Raw genomic sequence first — 23,795 nt, forward strand, 5'->3', positions numbered from 1 at the left:
ACGGCGGCAATGGCAATGACACCATATATGGCGAGTATGGCAATGATGTCCTTCAAGGCCAGGATGGAGATGACCGCTTAAACGGCGAGGCGGGTAATGACATTCTGGATGGCGGCGCTGGCGACGATACGCTTGAGGGCGGCACAGGAAATGACACTTATTTGTTTGGCAAGGGCTCAAACAGCGATGCCATCAACAACTACGATTTCACTGGAACAGAAAATGATCGTGTTGCAATTGGGACCGGCGTGTCAGAGAACCAAATTTGGCTGCAACGTACCGGCAACGATCTCCAACTGACTCTTATCGAAACAAACGACAAGTTGACGCTCCGCAACTGGTACAGTGGGTCTGCCTACCATGTAGACGGGTTCGATCTTGGCAACGGCAAGCATCTTCTGGAAAGTCAGGTTGATACTCTTGTCTCTGCAATGGCTGCCTTCGCACCGCCGGCCGCTGGCCAAACTACCCTCCCGGCAAACTACCAAACGGCCCTGAATCCGGTGATTGCCGTAAACTGGAAGTAAGCCACCGTGCTGAGGCTGCAGCTTTGCCCCTTCTACAACCTGCGCTTCTGCTATGGACTTTGGGGTGGTATGCGAATGAATAGAATAGTATTTAATGACGCACGAACCCTATGACGACCTATCCTATAAAGGGTTGATGATCATCGACTCAATAGCAGAACCGCCCCTCACCCCGCCCCCACAGGCCAAGATCGACACTGGGCTAGCCTGTTTAGTCCTAATTGCACGTCTGCATGGCGTGGCCGCCGATGCGGATCAACTTGCACATGAGTCAGCAGTAACTGATGGCGGTATGAATACTACTGACCTGCTTCTCGCCGCTAAGCGCTTGGAACTTCACGCCAAAGCTCTTAAGGTGGATGTAACTCGGCTGGCAAAGACGCCACTTCCCGCCGTAGCCGTTGGACATTGCGATGACGGATCGCCCGACTTCTTCATTGTGGCGCGCGCGAATGGCGACCGAGTCCTGATTCAATCCCCCGCAGTTGGCCGTCCCGAAACGTTGTCGTTGGCCGAACTGCAAGCCCGCTGGAAGGGCGAGCTGATCTTGTTCACCTACCGCGCTTCAGTAGCAGGTGATCTGACTAAATTCGATTTTACGTGGTTCATCCCTGCCATTATCAAGTACCGCAAGCTGCTGCTGGAAGTCTTGCTGGTCAGCTTCGTGTTGCAGTTTTTTTCCCTCATCACACCGCTCTTCTTTCAGGTAGTGATGGACAAAGTGTTGGTGCATCGTGGTTTCACCACGCTGGATGTTATCGGCGCGGGACTAACAGTGGTAGTGCTGTTCGAGGTTTCGCTTACCGCCTTGCGCAGCTTTGTGTTCGCACACACCACCAGTCGCATCGATGTGGAGCTGGGCGCAAGGTTGTTCCGACACTTATTGACTTTGCCGCTAGCGTATTTTCAAGCGCGAAGAGTCGGCGATTCCGTGGCACGGGTACGTGAGCTGGAAAACATCCGATCCTTCTTGACCGGCAACGCTATCACCCTGGTACTGGACTTGTTGTTTTCAGCAGTGTTCATTGCCGTGATGCTGCACTATAGCGGCTGGTTAACCTTGATCGTGGCGATCTCGCTACCATGTTATGTAATCCTTTCGACCTTACTCACACCACTCCTGCGCGCACGTTTACACGAGAAGTTCAATCGCGGAGCTGAGAACCAAGCCTTTCTGGTAGAAACCATCAGCGGCATCGACACTGTCAAGGCGATGGCGGTAGAGCCACACTGGACGCGCAAATGGGATAACCAATTAGCCGCTTATGTGTCGTCGAGCTTCAAAGCCGCCATGGCTGGCACTTTTGCCAACAGTGGCGTGACCTTGATCTCAAAACTAGTAACAGTTGCCACCATGTACTTGGGCGCAAGACTAGTAATCGACAATCAGCTTACCGTCGGCCAATTGATTGCCTTCAACATGCTGGCAGGTCAGGTAGCGCAGCCGGTGATGCGGTTGGCGCAGTTATGGACGGATTTTCAACAAACAGGCATTTCGATACAACGCTTGGGCGACATTCTGAATACACGTACCGAGATGGCAAGCAACAAGAGTACGTTACCAGCACTGACTGGGTGTATCACGCTCGACGAAGTAGTGTTTCGCTATCGTCCTGACGGCCCCGAAGTACTCAAGAGCGTGTCAGTGGCCATCGCTGCGGGTGAAGTGATCGGAATCGTTGGACGTTCCGGTTCGGGTAAGAGCACTTTGACCAAGCTGGTGCAGCGCCTGTATGTGCCCGAGCGTGGCCGAGTGCTGGTAGACGGCATGGACTTGGCACTGGTCGATTCAACGTCACTGCGCCGCCAGATTGGCGTGGTGCTGCAAGAAAACGTATTGTTCGCGCGCAGCATCCGCGACAACATCGCCCTGGCCGACCCGGGTGCACCGCTGGAGACGGTGATCCAGGTAGCTAAACTCGCCGGAGCACATGAGTTCATTCTGGAGCTGCCCGAAGCTTACGATACGTTGGTCGGCGAACATGGCTCCACGCTCTCGGGTGGGCAACGCCAACGCATTGCGATTGCCCGAGCTCTAATGACCAACCCACGAGTGCTGATTTTTGACGAAGCCACCAGCGCGCTGGACTACGAAAGCGAGCGCATTATCCAAGACAACATGAAGGCTATCTGTAAAGATCGCACGGTAATCATCATCGCGCATCGACTGTCAGCGGTACGGGATTCCAATCGCATCATTGTGATGGAGCGTGGTCAGATTGTAGAGATAGGAACGCATGCCGAGTTACTTCTTCACGCAGCTGGTCATTACTCACGATTGCACCGCCTTCAACAAGGCTGAACTCGATGCCTATTAACTTTGCTACGTCCCCGCGATTACAAGCCTTTACCGATTTGCTCAAACGCTACAGTGCTGCGTTGAGCAATGCTTGGCGACACCGCTCCGATATGCAACCTGTCGAGCGGCTTGCTCACGAGGCGCAGTTTTTGCCAGCGGCATTATCTCTGCAAGAAACACCGGTATCGGCCGCGCCGCATGCCGCAATATGGATGCTGATTGGCTTCGCTTTCCTGGCTTTGCTCTGGGCAAGTTTCGGCTATATCGATGTTGTTGCCACAGCGCAGGGTAAGGTGGTGCCGAACGACCGCACCAAGACTATCCAGCCCTTTGAGATCTCCACTATCAAGGCGATCCATGTCACGGATGGGCAGCAGGTCAAAGTCGGCGATGCTCTGATCGAACTGGATGCTACCATCGCACAAGCCGACCTAGATCGGATACAGAGCGATTTGGGCGTAGCCCGGCTGCAAGTCGAACGCGAGCAAGCCATGCTGACCGCGCTAGACAACGGCCATACCCTGAAGCTCGAACGCCCTGCCGAAGTTGATGATGCCAAGTTCAACGAAGCGCAACGCTTGCTAGCGAGTCAGCTGGCCGAGTTCAACGCAAAGCAAAGTCGGATCGAGGCTGAAACCACAAAACGCGAGGCCGAGTTGCGCTCGACCCAAGAATTGGTACGCAAGCTGGAGCAGACCGTGCCGATTGCCAAGCAACGGGCACAAGACTTCAAAAATCTGCTCGATCAGAATTTTGTGTCTAAACATGGATATCTGGAGCGCGAACAAACTCGAATTGAGCAAGAAGCCGATCTGGCCAATCTGCGCAGCCGACTCAAGGAGATAGAAGCAGCTCTGCGCGAGGCCCGTGGTCAGCGCGCTGAACTGATGGCCGAAACCCGACGTGTCAGCCTGGATAGCATCACCGATGGACAACAAAAGGTTACGGCACTAGAACAGGACTTACTCAAGGCTGATTCACGCAGCAAGCTAATGAAGCTAACGTCACCAGTGAATGGCACTGTACAACAGTTGGTAGTTCATACGGTCGGAGGAGTGGTGACGCCCGCCCAGCCAGTAATGGTGATCGTACCACGCGACACCCCCTTAGAGATCGAAGCCTTCCTGGAGAACAAAGACATCGGTTTCGTTAAACCAAACCAGGATGCCGAAATCAAGATCGAAACCTTCCAATATACCAAGTACGGTACCATCCATGCCAAGGTGATGTCGATATCTCATGACGCGATCAACGATGAAAAGCGAGGTCTGATTTACTCGACCCGAGTCAAAATGGACAAAGCTAGCATCAACGTAAACGGCACCTCAGTATCCTTGAGTCCCGGTATGGCCGTATCGGTAGAAATCAAAACAAGCAAGAGGCGAGTGATCGAATATTTCCTATCGCCGCTGTTGCAGCATACAAGCGAGAGTTTGCGGGAGCGTTGAACCGTGAGAGGCGCGCAGGCATTCGCAACTGCCCGTTTGATTCTGTGTTTCATCACTAACGCACTATTCAACGATCTTCCGGCACTATCAAAAACTCGCCCAAAACTTGGGGGTTAGCACGAGCTTTCGACTCTATGCGAATTAGGTAGTCTGTTGCTATCCATGCAAAAAAATGCGGTGATGAAACCGCAAGTGATCTTCCATGAACGTCGAGATGAAGTAATAACCGTGGTCATAGCCTTCATGCCGGCGCAAGGTCAACGGCTGCTTCGCCTGGGCGCAGGCAGCTTCAAATGCCTGCGGCAACAACTGCTGCTCCAGGAATTTGTCGCTCAGCCCCTGATCGATCAGGATGCCCTGCGGAAATGGCGTCTGCAACTGCTGCATCAGCGCACTTGCATCGTATTGCAGCCACGCGGCCCGGTCGCTGCCGAGATAGTTGCTGAAAGCCTTTTGCCCCCACGGACATTGCGACGGCGCAGCGATCGGCGCAAAGGCCGACACTGAACGATAAACATCGCGATGGCGCAAGGCTAGCGTCAAGGCGCCGTGTCCGCCCATTGAATGGCCGAAGATGCCGACCCGGTCCGCATTTGCAGGAAACTCCGCCAGCACCAATTGCAGCAACTCTTGCGCAACATACGAACCCATGCGGTAATGCTTGCGCCACGGTTCCTGCGTGGCATCCAGATAGAAACCGGCTCCCACGCCGAAATCCCATGCATCGTTTTCGCCTGGGATATTCGCGCCGCGCGGGCTGGTGTCCGACGCCACCAGCATCACGCCGAGTTCGGCCGCGATACGCTGCGCGCCACCCTTGATCATGAAGGTTTCTTCGGTACAGGTCAGGCCGGCCAGATAAAACAAGACGGGCACCGGCCCTTGTTTTGCCTGCGGCGGCACAAACACCGAGAAGCGCATCGGCAGGCCGATCTCTTGCGATTCATGCTTGTAAAAACCCTGCACGCCGCCGAAGCAGCCGTGCTCGCTCAACAGTTCCAGCGCCATCTCAGAACTCGACGACGGAACGGATCGACTCGCCGCTCTTCATCAGGTCGAAGCCTTCGTTGATACGCTCCAGCGGCAGCTTGTGCGTGATCAGGTCGTCGATGTTGAGCTTGCCTTCCATGTACCAGTCGACGATCTTCGGCACGTCGGTGCGGCCGCGTGCGCCGCCGAAGGCCGAACCCTTCCAGACGCGCCCGGTCACCAGCTGGAACGGACGGGTGCTGATCTCCTGCCCGGCCGCCGCCACGCCGATGATGATCGACTGGCCCCAGCCCTTGTGGCAGCATTCCAGCGACTGGCGCATGGTGGTGGTGTTGCCGATGCACTCGAAGCTGTAGTCGGCGCCGCCGTCGGTCAGGCCGATGATGGCGTCGACCACGTTGGCGACGTCCTTCGGGTTGATGAAGTCGGTCATGCCGAACTTGCGCGCCATGGCTTCGCGGCCGGGGTTCAGATCGACGCCGATGATCTTGTTGGCGCCGACCATCTTGGCGGCCTGGATCACGTTCAGGCCGATGCCGCCCAAACCAAACACGACCACGTTGGCGCCCGCCTCCACCTTGGCGGTAAACAACACCGCGCCGACGCCGGTGGTCACGCCGCAACCGATATAGCAAACCTTGTCGAACGGCGCATCTTCACGGATCTTCGCCAGTGCGATTTCCGGCACCACGATGTAGTTGGAAAACGTCGACGTGCCCATGTAATGGAACAGCGGCTTGCCGTCCAGCGAGAAGCGGCTGGTCGCGTCCGGCATCAGGCCGCGGCCTTGCGTCGAGCGGATGGCCTGGCACAGGTTGGTTTTTTGCGAGAGGCAGAATTTGCACTCGCGGCATTCCGGCGTGTACAGCGGGATGACGTGATCGTCTTTCTTCAGGCTCTTGACGCCGGGGCCGACGTCGACCACTACGCCCGCGCCTTCATGGCCCAGAATGGCCGGGAAGATGCCTTCCGGATCAGCGCCCGACAGCGTGTAGTAATCGGTATGGCAAATCCCGGTTGCCTTGATTTCGACCAGGACTTCACCGGCCTTGGGGCCGCCCAGTTCGACTTCCTCAATGGTCAACGGCTTGCCTGCCTGCCAGGCGACTGCTGCTTTGGTTTTCATTTCTGTCCTTTGATCTGTTGATGGAAAATTACCGAGATTGTGTATGCATGCCTGCGTCCGAAACTACCCGTCTTTCGCGCCTGGATTCAGCCGGGCTGCGCGGTCAACTGGTCGGACCTGTAGCGACAGCTGCTTGAAGGCCCGTATTATCGCATTGCCGCCAAGAATTGACAGGCGCAAAAGAGAAACACTCTCATCCGCAGCGTGAATCCGGTTGTGGACAGAAACGAACTTTCCCGCCGCGAATGGAATCCTAATTGTTAGATGGATGACAAAGATCATTGCATACGGTATGGTTGAACCATAGCGAGCAATTCATAGAAGAAACAAAATTTGTGACGGATTTGCAAGCGCCCCCTCGCAAGGCAAAAAAAACAGCGCGCAGGGATCGGATGTTCTGAATGGTTGGCCGACGCAACAAAATTTAATACTCGCCACATGGGAAAAGGGAAAAAGCCAGGAAGAGCAACCAGCACGCTGCGGACGTTGTTTTTCTTTGTCGCATTCGTTATTGCTGTCATCAGTGCCCAGACATGGTGGGAAGTCCGGCAGGATCGTCAGTTAACCATCGACTCGGAAATAAACAGTTCGATGGTTGCCGTTCGCAGCGTCGAAGAACACGCTGAGAGGATACTTGTCGACGTCGATCGCATGCTGAACTCCGCGGCGATGTCGATCCAGATCGCCGACCAGCACATCCTCGAAGACGACGTTGCCCTGTATCAATTGCTCGAGCATGAAAAGCAAATCCTGCCGCCCGTGCAGGCGCTGCGTTTCGTCGACCTGACCGGCGTCAGCCGCGCCAGCTCGATGCGCGTGGGCGCCACCGAAATCGAACTCAGCGACCTGCAGCTGCGCCAGGTCGACGCCAATCCGGCCAAACCGGCCTACTTCGTCGGCCAACTGATCAAAAGCCCTGCCACCCAGGAACTGATCCTGCCGATCGCCCGCAATCTGTATATGCGCGGCCAGCATGTCGGCATGATCGTCGCTGAACTCAAGGTCAGCTATTTCTTCGATTTCTACAAGCGCATCACCAATTATCGGGCGATCGTCTCATTGCGCAAGCTCGACGGTTCGCTGATGATCCGTTCGCCTTTCGAACCCACCTGGATCGACAAGAGCCTGCGCGACGCCAAGAGTATGATCAACATCCGCAACGGCGCCGACGAAGGCGCCTTCGCGGAACACTCCATACTGAGCGGCGAATACCTGCTCTTCACTTACAAGAAGATCCCCGATTCGGCGATGGTGGCGGTTTATTCGCGCCGCATGGACGACGTGCTGGCCCCATGGAAGAGCCGCACGCTCAACCGCATCCTGCTGTCGGTCGGCATCTGCGGCTTCATCATTCTGGCGCTGGTCGCTTTCCTGATCTATTACAACTACAAGCAAAAGCGCGACGACGCGCTGACCGAAAGCGAACACCGCTACCGGCAGCTTTACGACGAGGGCAACGACCCCATCGTCCTGATCAGCCAGGACATGCTGTACATCGACTGCAACGCCGCCGCCCTCAGGTTCTTCGGCGTGTCGGACAAGCAACGCATCATCGGCAAGAAAGTCGGCCTGTTCTCGCGCCAGAGCGCCCAGCAACTGCAACAACCGGACATCACCGCGCTCATCGAGAAAGCCATCGCCGGCGAACCGCAACAGTTTGAATGGATCACCGTACGACGCCACAAAATCATTTATACCGACGTCACCATCAATCGCACCGAGCTCGACAAGGGCTACGCCATCTTCGCCATCCTGCGCGACATCAGCGCGCGCAAACGCGCCGAGCTGCTGCAAACGACGCAGAACCGCATCCTGCATCTGGTCATGACCGATGCCGACCTGGAAGACATCCTCAAAGAGATCGTGCAATTCGCCGACTCGCAGATTCCGCAAAGCGTCTGTTCCATCCTGATGCTCAACGACGACTCCACGCACCTCGCCGCCATTTACACCTCGCGCCTGTCCGAGCGCACGCATGAAGGTTATCTCAGCATGCCGATTGCACGCGGCAATGGCGCCAGCAGCGAAGCGGTCATCACCCGCAAGCCGCACGTCGTGGGCGATATCCTGACCGACCCGACCATGGAGAACGCGCGCAAGTTCATCAACACCGAAGAGTTTCCATCCTGCGGTTCCTGGCCCATCATCGGCAAGGAAGGCCAGGTCATGGGCGTGTTCTCGTCGCTGCTCAAGGAACACGGCCTGCCCAGCAGCGAATACCTGCACCTGGCCGGCGTCGTCGCCGATCTTGCCAGCGTCGCCATCGAAAGCCGCAAGGCCGAAGAACGCATCCGCCATCTGGCGCACTACGACGAACTGACCGGCCTGCCCAACCGCTTCCTTTGCACGCAGCACATCAGCAATGCGATCGCGCATGCGGAACACCGCGACGGCCAGGTGGCCGTATTCCTGATGGACCTGGATCGTTTCAAGAACATCAACGACACCTTCGGCCACGAAACCGGCGAAGCCTTGCTGCGCGAAATCGCCATCCGCTTCCGCAATTGCCTGCGCGAACTCGACATCCTGGCCCGTGTCGGCGGCGATGAATTCATCGTCCTGATCGACGATTACGAAGATCCGCTGCAGCTCGGCGAGATCGCGCAAAAGCTTCTGATGGAAGCGCGCAAGCCCTTCGATATCAGCGGCCACGAATGCCAGCTCAGCACCAGTATCGGCATCGCCACTTACCCGACCGACGGCGGCAATGCCCAGACGCTGATCAAGCACGCCGACATCGCCATGTACCGTGCCAAGCACAAAGGCAAGGACGACTACCGCTTCTATTCGGATGAGGTCAACACCCATACCATCGAACGCATCGCGCTCGAAACGGAATTGCGCCGCGCCATCGAACGCCAGGAATTCATCGTCCATTACCAGCCCAAGGTCGACCTCAAGAGCTCGCGCATCGTCGGCGCCGAAGCGCTGGTGCGCTGGCAGCATCCGGTGCGCGGCCTGCTGCCGCCGGGCGAATTCATCGGATTGGCGGAAGAAGCCGGCCTGATCGACCAAATCGGCTTGCAAGTGCTGGACCGCGCCTGTGCCGACATCGACCTGCTCAACAAATTGGGGTTGGCCTTCGGCCGCATCGCCATCAACCTGGCCGGCAGCCAGTTCAACGACGACAATCTGCTGGCCGACATCCAGCGCGTGGTGCAGGCGCGCGGCGTGTCGTCCTCCAGCCTCGAGTTCGAGATCACCGAAAGCATGGTGATGCACAACCGCGAGCAAGCCATCGCCATCATGGACGGCATCCGCGCGCTGGGCTTCACGATTTCCATCGACGACTTCGGCACCGGCTATTCCTCCCTCGCCTACCTGAAACGCTTCCCGGTCGACAACGTCAAGATCGACCGCTCCTTCATCACCGACATCCCGCACGACGCCAACGGCAGCGCCATCGTGCAGGCCATCATCGCCATGGCGCACGCGCTCAATCTCAAGGTCGTCACCGAGGGCGTCGAAACCGAAGTGCAATTGCAGGCTTTACAAGTCTTCGGTTCGGACGAATACCAGGGCTACTACTTCAGCCGGCCGATACCGCATGCGGCCTTCGTGCAGATGCTGCAACTGCACGCGCAACCGAAGATCTGATTTCAATCAGGCTTTCTGCGCTGGCGACGGCAGACTGGCCGCCTTCTGCATAAAACTCTTATTGCATGTACATTGCGAATGTTATGTATTCCTCGCATAAGCAAATAGGAATATTGTTGCACCGGAATCAACAAGTACTCTTAGAATAAGCAGCCTGATTTACATCATTTTTACAGGGAGTTGTGATGGCATTGTCTTTCAAGAAAAAACTGCTCAGCCTGGCGTTCAGCAGCATCGCCGCCACGGTAGCGCTGCCTCTGACTGCGCATTCCGTCGCAGCGGCCGAACTCAAGATCGGTCTGTTCGCCGACGTCTCCACGCTGGATCCGCACTTCAACAACATTGCCCCGAACATCTCGCTGTCGTCGCATCTGTTCGATGCGCTGGTCAACGTCGACGCCACCGGCAAGCTGATCCCCGGCCTCGCGGTATCGTGGAAAGCCGTCGATCCGACCACCTGGGAATTCAAGCTGCGCCGCGGCGTCAAGTTCCATGACGGCTCCGACTTCACGGCCGAAGACGTGGTGTTCTCGCTGGATCGCCCTGCCACGCTGACCAACAGCCCCGGCCCGTTCACCAGCTACACCAAGCAGATCGTCGCCAAAGAGATCGTCGATCCCTATACCGTGCGCCTGAAGACCGCGACGCCATACGGCCCGCTGGCGCTGGACGTGAGCACCATCTTCATCGTTTCCAAGAAGGCGGCGCAAAACGCCACCACCGAAGACTTCAACAGCGGCAAGGCGTTGATCGGCACCGGTCCGTTCAAGTTCGGCAGCTTCAAGCGCGGCGACAGCATCGAGCTGGTGCGCAACGACAGCTACTGGGGCGGCAAGGCCGACTGGGATAAGGTCACCTTCCGTATCCTGACTTCCGACGGTGCGCGCCTGGCGGCCCTGCTGGCCGGCGAAGTCGACGCCATCGACAGCGTGCCGCCGGCCGACGTGCCGAAGCTGAAGACCAATCCGAAATTCGAGCTGGTGCAACGCACTTCGTGGCGCACGATTTTCTGGACGCTGGATCAGTCGCGCGACAAGACGCCTGATATCACCGACAAATCCGGCAAGCCATTGGACAAGAACCCGCTGAAGGACATCCGCGTCCGTCAGGCGATCTCCAAGGCGATCAATCGCCAGGCCTTGACCGAGCGCACGCTGGAAGGCCTCGGCACGCCGGCATCGAACATCGTCGCCCCGGGCATCCTCGGTTATGCCGACAACCTGAAGGTCGAGAAGTACGATCCTGAAGGCGCCAAGAAGCTGCTGGCGGCTGCCGGCTATCCGAACGGTTTTGCATTGACGCTGCACGGCCCTAACAACCGCTACATCAACGATGAGCGCGTGGTGCAAACCGTCGCCCAATTCCTGAGCCGCGTCGGCATCCAGACCAAGGTCGAAACCTTCCCGCTGTCGGTCTACTTCGGCAAAGCGCGCAACGGCGACTTCAGCGTCGCCCTGCTGGGCTGGGGCACGCTGGCAGGCGACTTCGGCCTGCGCACGCTGGTCGGCACTACCGATGCGAGCACCGGCTGGGGTTCGTGGAACTGGGGCAAATACAGCAATCCGCAAGTCGACAAGCTGGTGCAATCCTCGCTGGCCTCCGTCGATGAAAAGCAGCGCCAGGAATTCGCCAGGCAGGCGGCAACCGTGGCCCTGACCGATTACGCGGTGATTCCGCTGCATCACCAGTACGCGACCTGGGCCGTGCGCAAGGGCATCAAGTACACCCCGCGCATCGACGAATTCACCTTCGCGCATCAGTTCCATCCGCAATAACGCAGCACGCGTCGCATGACGTCGAAAGGCCTGCCGGCATGTTTGCCGCAGGCCTTTTTTCTTGCTCGCTGTAATATCCGATGCAGCATCGCGACTAATCGGTATTTGCCGACTTGCAGACTTAACCGAAGGTAACCAACATGAAAAAAAACCTCCTGCCCATGGCGCTCTCCTCGCTCCTCCTCTGCACCGGCTGGTCGGCGCCCGGCGCCGCACACGCGCAGCAGACCGGCGACGTGGTTGAACTGCCGCTGATCTCCGGCTGGTACGACGGCAAGGTGGTGCGCTATATCACCACCGATGTGTCCGATAAAAAGGCGGCCGCCGACATGGGCGCCAACTATGTGCCGCGGCTGGCCAACGCCATCAGCCAGCAGCGCCAGCCGGGGCAACCCGGCGCTGTCGAGCGCATCTATTCGTTTGTGAATTTCAGGCAAGGCGGCGTGCTGCCTTCGCTGCCGCAGCCGACCGGCGCCGCCAGCGAAAACGTCAACTATTCACCGCTGTGGCAAGTGCACAAGGTGAGCTGGCTGCCGGGGAAACAGCCGCGCGTATTGAAGTCGGAAGAAGAAGTGCTGGCCGCCGAAGAAGCCGGCCTGGTCAGCATTGAAAAGACCAACCTGATCGTCAATTGCCCGGTGGTGTTTTCAGCGGAAGGCGACGCGCTGCCGAACATCCGCATCCATCTCGCCAACCAGGATCCGGAACCCTGAGCGCCCTATTTCTTGTCGACCGGCGCCAACCGGTCGACCTGGAACAATTGCGGAAACAGGCGTATCCACAGCACCACCACCACCAGCGTGCCGATACCGCCGATCAGCACCGCCGGCACGGCGCCGAACCACGCGGCGGTAAGCCCGGATTCAAATTCGCCCAACTGATTCGAGGTGCCGATGAATACCGAATTGACGGCGCTCACGCGGCCGCGCATTGCATCCGGCGTTTCCAGTTGCACGAAGGTTGAGCGCACCACCACGCTGATCATATCGGATGCCCCCAGCACCACCAGCGCCAGCAGCGACACCACAAAGGACTGCGACAGCCCGAACACGATCGTCGCGCAGCCGAAGATGGCGACCGCAATGAACATGGTGCGGCCGATGCGGCCTCTCAGCGGATTGCGCGCCAGGAACAAGGCAACCGACAAGGCGCCCACCGCCGGCGCCGAACGCAACAGGCCGAGGCCGACCGAATTGGTATGCAGAATGTCGTGCGCATACACCGGCAGCAAGGCCGTCGCGCCGCCCAGCAGCACGGCAAACAGATCGAGGGAAATCGCGCCGAAGATCGCCGGCTTGCTGCGGATGTAGGCGATACCGGCAAACACCGATTTGAGCGTGGCGTTCTCACGCTTGGACGGCGGCGTCTCGACTTTGATCAGCGACACCAGCACGCTGCACAAGATGAACATGGCGCAACTGGTGACATACACCACCGACGGTCCCGCCACATACAGAAAGCCGCCCATCGCCGGGCCGACGATGATCGCTACCTGCGTGGCCGATGCGGATCCGGCAACGGCGCGCGGCAACAACGACGGCGGCATCAGGGTCGGCAACATCGCCGACATGGTCGGTTTGCTGAACGCCCGGCCCGCGCCGATCACGAACACGATCGCAAAAATCGCCTCCTTGTTCAGCCAGCCGCCGATGCTGCCCGCAGCAAGAAGACCGGCGGCAATCGCTTCCACCAGGATACTGAAACGGGCCACCTGACGGCGGTCGTGGCGGTCGGCAACGTGGCCGACAATGAACACCAGGAACAGCGAAGGAATGAATTGCACCAGCCCGACAATGCCGAGGTCGAAGGCGCTGTGCGTCAATTGATAGACTTGCCAGCCCACGGCGACGATCTGCATTTGCAGTGCAATCGTCGAGGCCACGCTTGCCAGCCAGAACAAACAAAAAGAGCGATGGTGCAACAGTTGTTCCGGAGCGATTGAGGAAGTCATTGGAGGGAAATATTCTTATGCGGTGAGGGACGCTGCGCGAAGTTTCACGCGCGGATATACTACTTCATTTCCCGCACGCCGTCTGTCCGTGTTCTGTCAGCTTTCCGAAAGGATTCACCCATGCAATACCGCCCTCTTGGCCGCACCAACATCAATGTCAGCCTGATCACGCTCGGCACCATGACCTGGGGCGAACAAAACTCCGAGGCCGAAGCGCACTCCCAGCTTGACTACGCCACCGAGCGCGGCATCAACCTGATCGATGTCGCCGAAATGTATCCGGTGCCGCCCAAAGCGGAAACCCAGGGCCTGAGCGAACGCTATCTCGGCACCTGGCTCAAGAAATCCGGCAAGCGCGACCAACTGCTGATCGCCACCAAGGCCACCGGCCCGGCGCGCAAGCCGCACAATCCGCGCCACATCCGCGGCGGCATCAACAACTTCGACCGCAAGGGTCTGACGGAAGCGCTCAACGGCAGCCTCGAACGCCTGCAACTCGATCACGTCGATCTGTATCAATTGCACTGGCCGGATCGCAGCGTCAACAGCTTCGGCCAGCTCAACTATGCACACATCGCCGACGAGGATACGGTCGCCATTGATGAAACGCTGCGCATCCTGTCCGAGTTCGTCAAAGCCGGCAAAATCCGCCACATCGGCCTGTCCAACGAAACCTCGTGGGGTGTTGCGCAATTCCTGCGTGCTGCAGAAAAATTTGATCTGGAACGCATCGTCACGATCCAGAATCCCTACAACCTGCTCAATCGCGGGTTCGAAATCAACCTCGCCGAATTCGCTCATCGCGAACAAGTCGGTCTGCTGGCATACTCGCCGCTGGCCTTCGGCATGCTGTCCGGCAAATACGAAAACGGCGCGCGTCCTGCCGCCGGCCGCCTGACCCTGTTTGAACGTTTCACGCGCTACACCAACCCGCAAGCCGAAGCCGCGACCAAGGCCTACGTCGCCCTCGCCCGCAAGCACGGCATCGATCCGGCGCAAATGGCGCTGGCCTATGTCAACAGCCGACCGTTCGTCACCTCCAACATCATCGGCGCCACCACCATGGAGCAGTTGCGCAGCAACATCGACAGCCTGTCGGTCCAACTGCCGGCGGAGATCATCGAGCAGATCGATGCGATCCACAAGACGCAGCCCAATCCCGCCCCCTGATCCGCTGCGAGCAAGACAAAAAGCCCACCGGTTTGCGCCGGCGGGCTTTTTTATTGCCAAGATCGAAAATGCGTTGATTTATTTCACGCCCAGATTCGCGGTTTCCTTGTAAATTTCCTGGATCAGATCCTTGCCTACACGCGCCTCCATCGACTTGTGTACCGGCAGCATCGCTTTGCGCCATTCCGCTTTTTCAGCATCGGTCAGATAGTAAACCTTGGTCTTGCCGGAAGCCTTGATCGCCGCCAGCGCATCTTCATTCTCTTGCTGGGCAATCGCGTTGGCGTAGCGCGTCGCATCTTTCATTGCCGACTCGAGTTGCGCGCGAATGTCAGGCGGCAGGTTGTCCCAGAACTTCTTGTTCACGATCACCGCATAGCCGATGTAGCCGTGATCGGACACCGTCAGCTGCGACTGCACTTCATACACTTTCTGCGTGTAGATATTGGAAGGCGTATTCTCGCTGCCGTCGACCACGCCGGTCTGCATGGCCTGGTACACCTCGGAGAACGCCAGCACCTGCGGATTGGCCTTCAGGGCGCGGAACTGTTCGTCCAGCACCTTGGATGATTGGATACGCATCTTCAGGCCGCGGAAGTCGTCAACCTTGTGCAAGGGCTTGTTGGCGGTCATCACCTTCATGCCGTTGTCCCAATAGGCCAATCCCTTGATGCCCTTGCTTTCCAGTTTCTTGAACAGGCCTTGCCCGATCGGGCCTTCGGTGATGCGCGCCAGCACCGCGCGGTTCGGGAAGATGTAAGGCAAGTCGAATACTTCGTATTCCTTCACGCCGAGCGGACCGAACTTGGCCAGCGACGGCGCCAGCATTTGCACCGCGCCGAGCTGCAGCGCTTCCAGCTCTTCCTTGTCCTTGTAAAGCTGGCTGTTGGGATACACCTCCACCTTCACGCGGCCTTTGGTGCGCTCTTCCGCCAGCTGCTTGAAGCGTTCCGCTCCCTTGCCCTTGGGCGTGTTGTTCGCCACGACGTGGCTGAACTTGATCACGATAGGCTGCTGCGCCAGTGCAGGAACTGCCTGCACTGCTAATGCCAGAACAACCGCCGTCGTTGCAGCGGTCAATATTTTTTTCATCATTCTCAGTCTCCTCGTTGTACCTCAAAAAACAATCAGATCGCGCAACCCTTCCCCCGAAGCCAGACGGTCAAAGCCGCTGTTGATATCAGACAGGGCCAGACGCTGTCCCATCAATTTGTCGACCGGCAGCCGTCCGCTCTGATACAGGCCGATATAACGCGGGATATCGCGCACCGGCACGCAAGAGCCGATATAGCTGCCTTTGACCGTGCGCTCCTCGGCCACCAGGCTAACCTGCTGCAAGGCCCATTTCTGATCCGGCGCGGGCAAGCCGGCTGTCACGGTCATGCCGCCGCGGCGCGTCATCCGGTAGGCCGCTTCCATGGCTTGCACCGAACCGGCCATCTCGAAGGCGTAGTCGACGCCGCCTTTCGTCAGCGCCTTGACCTTCTCCACCGCATCGGGATCGCGTGCGTTGACCGTGGCGGTCGCGCCGAGCGACCTCGCCAGTTCCAGCTTGCTGTCGTGCAGGTCAATGGCGATCACCTCGCGCGCGCCGGAGGCCAGCGCGCCCAGCATGGCGCACAGACCGACGCCGCCCAGGCCGAGCACGGCAGCGGTGGTGCCGGCTTTCACTTCGGCGGTGTTGACTGCGGCGCCGACGCCGGTCAATACGGCACAACCGAACAAGGCAGCTTCCACCGGATCGATGTCCGCCTCGATCTTGACGCAGGAGCGGCGCGACACCACCGCGTGATCGGCAAACGCCGACACGCCGAGATGATGGTTGATGACTTTGTTCTGCCCGCGCAGGCGCATGGCGCCCGACAGCAACTGGCCCTTGGTGTTGGCCTCCGCGCCCGGTTCGCACAATGCCGGACGGCCCTCCATGCAGGGCATGCAATGCCCGCAGCTCGGTACAAACACCAGCACGACCAGATCGCCGGGACGCAGATCGTGGACGCCGGCGCCGACTTCCACCACCTCGCCGGAAGCCTCATGCCCCAGCGCCATCGGCACCGGACGCGGACGCGCGCCGGTAATCACCGACAGGTCGGAATGGCACAGGCCGGCGGCGCGCATTTTGATCAGCACCTCCCCCGGTCCCGGCGCATCGAGATCCAGCTCTTCAATCCGCAGCGGCCGGCTGCTGGCGAAAGGTTCGACCGTGGTCATTTCTCGTAATACTGCAGCCTGGATCTTCATGTCTGTCTCCCGTTTCAGATGATGCGTTGATGGTCGAATGGCGTCCGCTTGGAAATTGGATAATACGTTTTGATTTAGATCTCCGTTTTACCCTATTTCCGCCCGCAATTCGACTATTGCCGCACTTCACTCTTCATCGGACGTCTGCCTGTTCTGCTGCAGGAAGCGCTCCGCCTGCATGATCACCGGTTTGTCGATCATCTTGCCGTTCAGCGAGATCGCACCGCCGTCGCTCTTTGCCACCGCATCCATGACGGCGCGCGCCCAGGCGATCTCTTCCTCGCTCGGCAGGAAGCCCTGATTGACGACCTCCACCTGAAGCGGATGAATGCACAATTTCGCACCGAAACCGGTGCGCCGCGCGCGGCTGACCGCCGCCGCCAGAAACGGCACATCGTCAAAACTCGTTGTCACACCATCGACCGGCTGCGCGATGTTCGCCAGCCTTGAAGCGATCACCATCTCGATCCGCAAATGCGACAGTTCGCTCTCCAGCGGTTCGCACTGGATGCCGAGATCGACTTGCAGGTCGATCGATCCGAATACCAGCCGCCCGACGTTTTCGGCTTGCGCAATCTGACGCATCCGCGCGATGCCCGCTGCGGTTTCAATCAACGCCAGCACGCGCGACTGGCTGCGCGGTCCGGTGAAGTGCCGGCCGATAGCGCGAATCGCGTCGCAGTCTTCCGCCTTGGGCAGGACGATGCCGGCGATGCTTCCTGCAGACGCGGCGGCGAAACAGCGAACGTCATCCGCATGCCATGGCGTATCGGCGGCATTGATGCGTATCCACAGATTGGCGGGCGGCTGTACCTGCTGCGCAAGCCAGTCCGCCAGGGTGTCCCTTGCCTGTGTCTTGAGCGACGGTGCGACCGCGTCCTCCAAATCCACGATCACTGCATCTGCGCCGCTGCTCAAGGCCTTGATGTAACGATCCGGCCGGTTGGCAGGAACGAACAGATAGGAGCGGGCTGACGCTGCGGCTGACATCAGATTGCTCCGCGCTCGCGCATCTGATCGATCTGCGTCTGCGCATAACCGAGCTTGCCGAGAATGGCGTCGGTATGCTGGCCCAGCGCAGGGATCGGATCCATGCGGAAGTCGTAAGTATTATTGACGCCCGGCGGCAGCAATGCCGGCAGCGTGCCGGCCGGCGAGCCGACCTCGGCCCAGCGTTCGCGCGCCGCCAGCTGCGGGTGCTGCCACAAGTCTTGCATGGTGTTGACGTGAGCGTTGGCGATCTGCGCTTCGTCCAGCCGAGCCACCACCTGCTCCGCCGTCAGCGGCGCGAACATGTCGAGGATCAGTTGGCGCAATTCCGCGCGATTCTCATGCCGGCGCGAATTGCTCGAGAAGCGCGCATCCAGCGTCAGGGCCGGGTCTTGCAGCACCGATTCGCAAAACACTTTCCACTCGCGCTCGTTCTGCAAGCCCAGCATCACCACCTTGCCGTCGCCGGCCGTGAACGGGCCGTAGGGATAAATCGTCGCGTGTTCCGCACCGGAACGCACCGGCGCCGACGCACCCTGGTAGGCGTAATACATCGGGAAACTCATCCACTCCGTCAGCGACTCCAGCATCGACAGATCGATGTGGCTGCCGACGCCGTCGCGGCCGCGTTTGATCAACGCCGCCAGGATGTGCGAGTAGGCGTACATGCCGGCGGCGATATCGGCGATGGAACAACCTGCCTTGGCTTGCTCGCCGGCAGTCCCCGTCACCGACAGGAAGCCGGCTTCGCTCTGGATCAGCAAGTCGTAGGCCTTCTTGTCGCGATAAGGGCCGTTCTCGCCATAGCCTGAGATATCGCAGACGATCAGGCGCGGATTCTTCTTGTGCAGCACCGCTGCCGACAGGCCCAGCCCCGCCGCCGCTCCCGGCGCCAGGTTCTGCACCAGCACGTCGGCTTCGGACAGCAGCTTGTCGATGATGATCTTGCCATCTTCGTCTTTCAGATTCAGCGTGAGGCTTTCCTTGGAGCGGTTGGTCCAGACGAAATGCGAGGACAGTCCGTTGACGCGCTCGTCGTAGCCGCGCGCGAAGTCGCCGACGCCGGGCCGCTCGACCTTGATCACCCGTGCCCCCATGTCGGCCAGCTGGCGCGTGCAAAACGGCGCGGCGATGGCGTGTTCGAGACTGACGACGGTGATGCCTTCGAGAGGACGTAAGGATTGCATCATGATTTTTCTCTTGCCTGAAAAGTTGATAGGGACGAATGCCTCAGCGAAAAGGAACCCCGGCGCATCAGAACGAGCGCGGCAACCCGAGAATATGCTCAGCCACGTAGGAATAAATCAGATTGGTCGAGATCGGCGCGACCTGGTACAGACGCGTTTCACGGAACTTGCGCTCGACATCGTATTCGCAGGCGAAACCGAAACCGCCGTGCGTTTGCAGGCAGACGTTGGCCGCTTCCCACGACGCCTTCGCGGCGAGGAATTTCGCCATGTTGGCTTGTGCGCCGCAGGGCTGATGGGCGTCGAACAATTCGCAGGCCTTGAAGCGCATCAGGTTGGCGGCTTCCAGCTCGATATAGCTGTCCGCAATCGGGAACTGCACGCCCTGGTTCATGCCGATGGGGCGATCGAAGACGATGCGTTCCTTCGCATATTGCGCCGCCTTGTCGATGAACCAGTAGCCGTCGCCGATGCACTCGGCAGCGATCAGCGTGCGCTCGGCGTTGAGGCCGTCGAGGATGTATTTGAAGCCTTTGCCTTCTTCGCCGATCAGGTTTTCAACCGGGATTTCCAGGTTATCGAAGAACAGTTCGTTGGTCTCGTGATTGACCATGTTGAGGATGGGCCGCACCGACATGCCGTTGGCGACGGCGTGCTTGAGGTCGACCAGGAAGATCGACATGCCTTCCGATTTTTTCTTCACCTGATCGAGCGGCGTGGTGCGCGCCAGCAGGATCATCAGGTCGGAATGCTGGATGCGCGAGATCCACACTTTCTGGCCGTTGACGACGTAACGGTCGCCCTTTTTGACGGCGGTTGTCTTGATCTTGGTGGTGTCGGTGCCGGTGGTCGGTTCGGTCACGCCCATCGACTGCAGGCGCAATTCGCCGCTGGCGATCTTCGGCAGATAGAGCTGCTTCTGCTGCTCGGAACCGTGGCGCAGCAAGGTGCCCATGTTGTACATCTGGCCATGGCAGGCGCCGGAGTTGCCGCCGGTGCGATTGATCTCTTCCATGATCACCGACGCTTCCGTCAGGCCCAGGCCGGAGCCGCCGTACTCGGCGGGAATCAGCGCCGCCAGCCAGCCGGCCTTGGTCAGCGCATCGACGAATTCTTCCGGATAGCCGCGTGCTTCATCGACCTTGCGCCAGTATTCCGGCGGAAAGGTATTGCAAAGATCGCGCACGGCGTCGCGCAGGTCCTGGTAAGCGTCCGACTGATGAGACATGGATGATTCCTCTGTTGATGGTTTGCTTATTTAACTGATGGAGTATTGGATGACTGGTTCACGCCAGCACGGCCTGCGCCTGCATCGCCAGTTCGCCGCGCAGGTTCTGCGCCCATAGCTCGGCGCTCTTGCCGTCGGCCGCCAGCTTGCCGCAGACTTCGAAGGCCTCGGTGTCGAACAGACTGCCGACTGCGCGGAAGTTGAACTCCACCAGGCGCGCCAACGGCAGGCTGCGTCCCAGCAGGTCGACCAGCAAGGTGGCAATCAGCGGGCCGTGCACGATCAGACCGGGATAGCCTTCGACGCCGGTGACATAGCTGCGGTCGTAATGGATGCGGTGGCCGTTGAAGGTCAGCGCGGAATAGCGGAACAGCAGCACCGGATCCGGCTCGATGCGGCGGCGCCAGTCGGCTTCGGTCGGAGCGACTTTCGGTGCGACCGGCGCAGCGCCCGGTTGCGGCATGTCGCGATAAACGATGTCGTGTTCTTCGTAGACGGCGACTTTGCCGTTGTGCGTAATCTCATGCGCAACGGTGACAAAGGCCAGCTCGCCGGTCTTGCCCTTTTTGACATCGACGCTGGCGATGCGCGAGGTCTTGACGGCGCTCGCACCGATCGGCAGCGGCGCGGCGAAACGCAAGCGCCCGCCCGCCCACATTCGGCGCGGCAGCGGCACCGGCGGCAAGAATCCGCCGCGGCGCGGATGGCCGTCGTCGCCGACTTCGGACTGGCGGCAGGCCGTCCAGAAATAGATCCAGTGCCACAGCGGCGGCAAGGCCTCGCCCGCGACCGGCGGCTGCGGATGATCCAGCGTCGCCGCCAGCGCCGCGGCGAAAGCCGGATTGATGGTGTCGCTGTGCGACTCTGTCTTGCCTATCCACTGGCGCAACAGCGTCAGGTCGATATCGTGCGTGCTCATATGCGTGCTCATGTGCCTGGCCTGCCTCTGTCATTCTTTTTTAGCCGGATGATCCGGGAACGCAACAGAGTCTGAGCGCCGGAGCTTGTCAAAACAATCTGTATTTTCTGAAGGGGGGCATCGGCTTTGCTGAAGTCACTCATGTGCGGTTGCAACAATGTTCGTCATGAAATGAAGCCGGCTGCACCGCGCCGCATGACGCATTCACTGTGCGAAAATCTGCTGCTATAGTGCCCGCCACGCCATGCTTTCCGTATTTCCATTTTTCGACAGGAGCACACCATGAAGGTCAAGCGCATCGTCGCCAATGTTCATACCGAGACCGTCGATCGGGCCGGAGCGTTTTACCGCGATCTTTTCGGACTCGATGTGCTTATGGACCACGGCTGGATCGCCACCTATGGCTCCGCCGAACAGATGAGCGTACAGATCAGCTTTGCTTCGGAAGGCGGCTCCGGCACGCCGACGCCGGACTTGTCGATCGAAGTGGATGACATCGGGACCGCCTTGTCGCGCGTCCAAAAGATGAACATCCCGCTCGAATACGGCCCGGCCGACGAACCCTGGGGCGTGCGCCGCTTTTACATCCGCGATCCCTTCGGCAAACTGGTCAATGTGCTGGCGCATCGGGACGTCAAAGAATGAGTCCTGACGTCTCGGGAAAAATACTCCGTGGAAACACGCGAAAAATAGCAACATAAACACTGCCGCCCGTCATGCTTCCGTGGGTTGTCTGACGTTACAATCGCAGTAGTACCGCTCCGGTGCGCCCCGATCACAACGAAGCGATGAACAATACAAGCCGGGCATGGGAACGCCCCAGATGGTGGTTCTACCTCCTGCTGCCGCTGGTGCATTTCGCCAGCGTCAAGCTGACCTTTTTCTGTGCCGTCACTCCCGAAAACGAAGTCGTCGTCTGGCTGCCCAACGCCGTGTTGCTGGCCGCCCTCATGCGCTTTCGCGGCCAGCGCGCCTGGCTCATGGCGGCGCTGGCGTTCTGCTCCGACACCGGAGCTAATCTCGCCGTGTTCACGCCGGCAGTCGCGGTGCAGCTCAGCGGCATCAACCTGATCGAAGTCCTCATCACTTATCTGCTCATGCGCCGCACCGGAGGGGTGTCGGATCTGAAACGCGTTGAAGACTTGCGCAAGTTCACCGTTGCCGGCCCGCTGATCGGCACGCTGATCGCCAGCCTGATGGCCGCGGCAGTACTCAAGAGCCAGATAGCCACCGACACGCCCTATCTCACGCTCACGCGCCTGTGGTGGTTCGGCGATGCGCTCGGCATGATGATCTACACGCCCCTGCTGCTGGCGCTGACGCAAAGCGGCCGCGACATCGTCAGGCTGCGCAAGGCCGACGGCCTGGCGGTGCTGCTGATCATCGTGCTGGCCGGCGCGATCTTTTCCACCTATGAAGGCGCCATCGACGGCATCTCGCTGACGCCGACGCTGCTGCTGCCGATGGTGCTGTACATCGCTGTGCGCTTCGGCACCCGCTGGACCACGCTGACGGTGGCGCTGATCTCGCTCGCCATTTCGATGATGCTGACCGGCGGCCAGAAACCCTTCGGCAACGTCTCCGTGCATATGGAGATCGTCCGCGCGCAGGAATTCATTCTGACCTTATGCCTGGTCGGCATCGGCTTTTCCATCCTCATCAACGAATTGCGCGTACGTGAGCGCAGTCTGGAAGAACGCGTCCGTCAACGCACACGCGAACTGGAAGAATCCAACAGCAAGCTGGCGACATTGAGCCAGACCGACGGCCTGACCGGCATCGCCAATCGCCGCCGCTTCGACGAAGTGCTGGCGGCAGAATGGAGCCGCGCCGGACGCAGCGTGCAGCCGCTGGCGCTGGCCATCCTCGATGTCGATTACTTCAAGGCCTACAACGACAGCTATGGACACCAGGCCGGCGACGACTGCCTGCGCGCCGTCGCGGCGTTGCTCAATGACAAGGTCCGCCGCACCAGCGATCTCGCGGCGCGTTACGGCGGCGAAGAATTTGCGTTCGTCGCGCCGATGACCGATCGCGACAGCGCATACCAGATCGCTGAAGCCGTCCGCAACGCGCTGGAACAGCTGGCCTTGCCGCACATCGCTTCGCCGTTCCGTATCGTCACGGCCAGCATCGGCGTGGCCGTCGTCGTTCCCGGTCAGGCCGCGACACCGCAAAGCCTGTTCCAGCTGGCCGACGCTGCGCTCTACCAGGCCAAACAACAGGGACGCAATCGCGTCGTGATTGCCGACGACGCATGACTGCAGCCACAACGCCGGCTTTTTAGGCGTAATATAAGTCAGGCCAAACCAGACCGGCGCCATCGAGCCGGCGACCATTTCAGAGA

General features: G+C 59.4%; 18 protein-coding genes. 9 read left to right on the forward strand and 9 right to left on the reverse strand.

What is annotated here, in order from left to right:
* The 3 genes from AKL25_RS24755 to AKL25_RS10400 form a co-directional block, all read left to right on the forward strand.
* Nucleotides 1-527 (forward strand): calcium-binding protein (locus tag AKL25_RS24755; RefSeq protein ID WP_276203010.1); only part of this gene is annotated, 527 nt, incomplete at its 5' end.
* Nucleotides 528-621: 94 nt separating this feature from the next.
* Nucleotides 622-2,829 (forward strand): type I secretion system permease/ATPase, encoded by a 2,208-nt coding sequence (locus AKL25_RS10395; protein WP_420840710.1) that lies wholly within the window; start codon nt 622-624, stop codon nt 2,827-2,829.
* 5 nt (nt 2,830-2,834) lie between these two features.
* The gene (locus AKL25_RS10400; protein WP_050477589.1) at nt 2,835-4,274 is read left to right on the forward strand and encodes an HlyD family type I secretion periplasmic adaptor subunit; all 1,440 of its coding nucleotides are present in this window, start codon (nt 2,835-2,837) and stop codon (nt 4,272-4,274) included.
* A gap of 156 nt (nt 4,275-4,430) precedes the next feature.
* On the opposite strand, the gene fghA is transcribed toward AKL25_RS10400, so the two are convergent.
* Both fghA and AKL25_RS10410 read right to left on the reverse strand, forming a co-directional pair.
* Nucleotides 4,431-5,282 (reverse strand): S-formylglutathione hydrolase, encoded by an 852-nt coding sequence (fghA, locus tag AKL25_RS10405; protein WP_050477590.1) that lies wholly within the window; start codon nt 5,280-5,282, stop codon nt 4,431-4,433.
* 1 nt (nt 5,283) lies between these two features.
* Complete coding sequence (locus tag AKL25_RS10410) at nt 5,284-6,390, reverse strand: S-(hydroxymethyl)glutathione dehydrogenase/class III alcohol dehydrogenase (RefSeq protein WP_050477591.1); 1,107 nt, start codon at nt 6,388-6,390, stop codon at nt 5,284-5,286.
* Between the two features lie 591 nt (nt 6,391-6,981).
* On the opposite strand from AKL25_RS10410, the gene AKL25_RS10420 reads away from it, so the two are divergent.
* The 3 genes from AKL25_RS10420 to AKL25_RS10430 all read left to right on the forward strand — a co-directional run bounded on the left by AKL25_RS10420 (nt 6,982) and on the right by AKL25_RS10430 (nt 12,475).
* A complete protein-coding gene (locus AKL25_RS10420; protein ID WP_338034479.1) occupies nt 6,982-9,987 on the forward strand; it encodes an EAL domain-containing protein in 3,006 nt (1,001 codons plus the stop codon).
* Between the two features lie 185 nt (nt 9,988-10,172).
* The gene (locus tag AKL25_RS10425) at nt 10,173-11,762 is read left to right on the forward strand and encodes an ABC transporter substrate-binding protein (protein ID WP_050477595.1); all 1,590 of its coding nucleotides are present in this window, start codon (nt 10,173-10,175) and stop codon (nt 11,760-11,762) included.
* A gap of 140 nt (nt 11,763-11,902) precedes the next feature.
* The gene (locus tag AKL25_RS10430; RefSeq protein ID WP_205627232.1) at nt 11,903-12,475 is read left to right on the forward strand and encodes a DUF7482 domain-containing protein; all 573 of its coding nucleotides are present in this window, start codon (nt 11,903-11,905) and stop codon (nt 12,473-12,475) included.
* Nucleotides 12,476-12,480: 5 nt separating this feature from the next.
* Here the strand turns inward: AKL25_RS10430 and AKL25_RS10435 are convergent, their stop codons facing one another.
* On the reverse strand, nt 12,481-13,713 hold the full coding sequence (locus AKL25_RS10435; protein ID WP_050477596.1) for an MFS transporter: 1,233 nt from the start codon (nt 13,711-13,713) through the stop codon (nt 12,481-12,483).
* A gap of 120 nt (nt 13,714-13,833) precedes the next feature.
* Here AKL25_RS10435 and AKL25_RS10440 point away from each other — a divergent pair, with 120 nt between their 5' ends.
* Nucleotides 13,834-14,883: an NADP(H)-dependent aldo-keto reductase gene (locus tag AKL25_RS10440; protein WP_050477597.1), complete on the forward strand. Its 1,050-nt coding sequence runs from the start codon at nt 13,834-13,836 to the stop codon at nt 14,881-14,883.
* Between the two features lie 78 nt (nt 14,884-14,961).
* On the opposite strand, the gene AKL25_RS10445 is transcribed toward AKL25_RS10440, so the two are convergent.
* The 6 genes from AKL25_RS10445 to AKL25_RS10470 all read right to left on the reverse strand — a co-directional run bounded on the left by AKL25_RS10445 (nt 14,962) and on the right by AKL25_RS10470 (nt 21,448).
* On the reverse strand, nt 14,962-15,978 hold the full coding sequence (locus AKL25_RS10445) for a TRAP transporter substrate-binding protein (protein WP_050477598.1): 1,017 nt from the start codon (nt 15,976-15,978) through the stop codon (nt 14,962-14,964).
* A 21-nt stretch (nt 15,979-15,999) separates the two neighbouring features.
* A complete protein-coding gene (locus AKL25_RS10450; RefSeq protein ID WP_050477600.1) occupies nt 16,000-17,124 on the reverse strand; it encodes a zinc-dependent alcohol dehydrogenase family protein in 1,125 nt (374 codons plus the stop codon).
* 126 nt (nt 17,125-17,250) lie between these two features.
* Nucleotides 17,251-18,114, reverse strand: a complete 864-nt coding sequence (locus tag AKL25_RS10455; protein ID WP_050477601.1) for an HpcH/HpaI aldolase/citrate lyase family protein — start codon at nt 18,112-18,114, stop codon at nt 17,251-17,253.
* A complete protein-coding gene (locus tag AKL25_RS10460) occupies nt 18,114-19,304 on the reverse strand; it encodes a CaiB/BaiF CoA transferase family protein (RefSeq protein WP_050477603.1) in 1,191 nt (396 codons plus the stop codon). Before AKL25_RS10460 ends, AKL25_RS10455 begins: the two co-directional genes overlap by 1 nt.
* 64 nt (nt 19,305-19,368) lie before the next feature.
* Complete coding sequence (locus AKL25_RS10465) at nt 19,369-20,529, reverse strand: acyl-CoA dehydrogenase family protein (protein ID WP_050477604.1); 1,161 nt, start codon at nt 20,527-20,529, stop codon at nt 19,369-19,371.
* Between the two features lie 58 nt (nt 20,530-20,587).
* Nucleotides 20,588-21,448 carry an HTD2 family dehydratase gene (locus AKL25_RS10470; protein WP_050477605.1) on the reverse strand — a complete coding sequence of 287 codons (861 nt, stop codon included), beginning with the start codon at nt 21,446-21,448 and terminating at the stop codon, nt 20,588-20,590.
* Nucleotides 21,449-21,730: 282 nt separating this feature from the next.
* Between AKL25_RS10470 and AKL25_RS10475 the strand changes: the two genes are divergently transcribed.
* Together AKL25_RS10475 and AKL25_RS10480 are read left to right on the forward strand one after the other, a co-directional pair.
* The gene (locus AKL25_RS10475) at nt 21,731-22,093 is read left to right on the forward strand and encodes a VOC family protein (RefSeq protein ID WP_050477607.1); all 363 of its coding nucleotides are present in this window, start codon (nt 21,731-21,733) and stop codon (nt 22,091-22,093) included.
* Nucleotides 22,094-22,236: 143 nt separating this feature from the next.
* Nucleotides 22,237-23,709, forward strand: a complete 1,473-nt coding sequence (locus AKL25_RS10480) for a sensor domain-containing diguanylate cyclase (RefSeq protein WP_050477791.1) — start codon at nt 22,237-22,239, stop codon at nt 23,707-23,709.
* Nucleotides 23,710-23,795: the final 86 nt, after the last annotated feature.

This window comes from Herbaspirillum rhizosphaerae, from assembly GCF_001189965.1.
Lineage (GTDB): Bacteria > Pseudomonadota > Gammaproteobacteria > Burkholderiales > Burkholderiaceae_D > Herbaspirillum > Herbaspirillum rhizosphaerae.

Coding starts and splice junctions, on each gene's coding strand:
- AKL25_RS10465 (WP_050477604.1), bottom strand. CDS start 20,529: ATGTCTCATCAGTCGGACGCTTACCAGGACCTGCGCGACGCCGTGCGC.
- AKL25_RS10410 (WP_050477591.1), bottom strand. CDS start 6,390: ATGAAAACCAAAGCAGCAGTCGCCTGGCAGGCAGGCAAGCCGTTGACC.
- AKL25_RS10395 (WP_420840710.1), top strand. CDS start 622: ATGACGCACGAACCCTATGACGACCTATCCTATAAAGGGTTGATGATC.
- AKL25_RS10400 (WP_050477589.1), top strand. CDS start 2,835: ATGCCTATTAACTTTGCTACGTCCCCGCGATTACAAGCCTTTACCGAT.
- AKL25_RS10455 (WP_050477601.1), bottom strand. CDS start 18,114: ATGTCAGCCGCAGCGTCAGCCCGCTCCTATCTGTTCGTTCCTGCCAAC.
- AKL25_RS10475 (WP_050477607.1), top strand. CDS start 21,731: ATGAAGGTCAAGCGCATCGTCGCCAATGTTCATACCGAGACCGTCGAT.
- AKL25_RS10425 (WP_050477595.1), top strand. CDS start 10,173: ATGGCATTGTCTTTCAAGAAAAAACTGCTCAGCCTGGCGTTCAGCAGC.
- AKL25_RS10460 (WP_050477603.1), bottom strand. CDS start 19,304: ATGATGCAATCCTTACGTCCTCTCGAAGGCATCACCGTCGTCAGTCTC.
- AKL25_RS10445 (WP_050477598.1), bottom strand. CDS start 15,978: ATGATGAAAAAAATATTGACCGCTGCAACGACGGCGGTTGTTCTGGCA.
- fghA (WP_050477590.1), bottom strand. CDS start 5,282: ATGGCGCTGGAACTGTTGAGCGAGCACGGCTGCTTCGGCGGCGTGCAG.
- AKL25_RS10450 (WP_050477600.1), bottom strand. CDS start 17,124: ATGAAGATCCAGGCTGCAGTATTACGAGAAATGACCACGGTCGAACCT.
- AKL25_RS10435 (WP_050477596.1), bottom strand. CDS start 13,713: ATGACTTCCTCAATCGCTCCGGAACAACTGTTGCACCATCGCTCTTTT.
- AKL25_RS10430 (WP_205627232.1), top strand. CDS start 11,903: ATGAAAAAAAACCTCCTGCCCATGGCGCTCTCCTCGCTCCTCCTCTGC.
- AKL25_RS10420 (WP_338034479.1), top strand. CDS start 6,982: ATGGTTGCCGTTCGCAGCGTCGAAGAACACGCTGAGAGGATACTTGTC.
- AKL25_RS10470 (WP_050477605.1), bottom strand. CDS start 21,448: ATGAGCACGCACGATATCGACCTGACGCTGTTGCGCCAGTGGATAGGC.
- AKL25_RS10480 (WP_050477791.1), top strand. CDS start 22,237: ATGAACAATACAAGCCGGGCATGGGAACGCCCCAGATGGTGGTTCTAC.
- AKL25_RS10440 (WP_050477597.1), top strand. CDS start 13,834: ATGCAATACCGCCCTCTTGGCCGCACCAACATCAATGTCAGCCTGATC.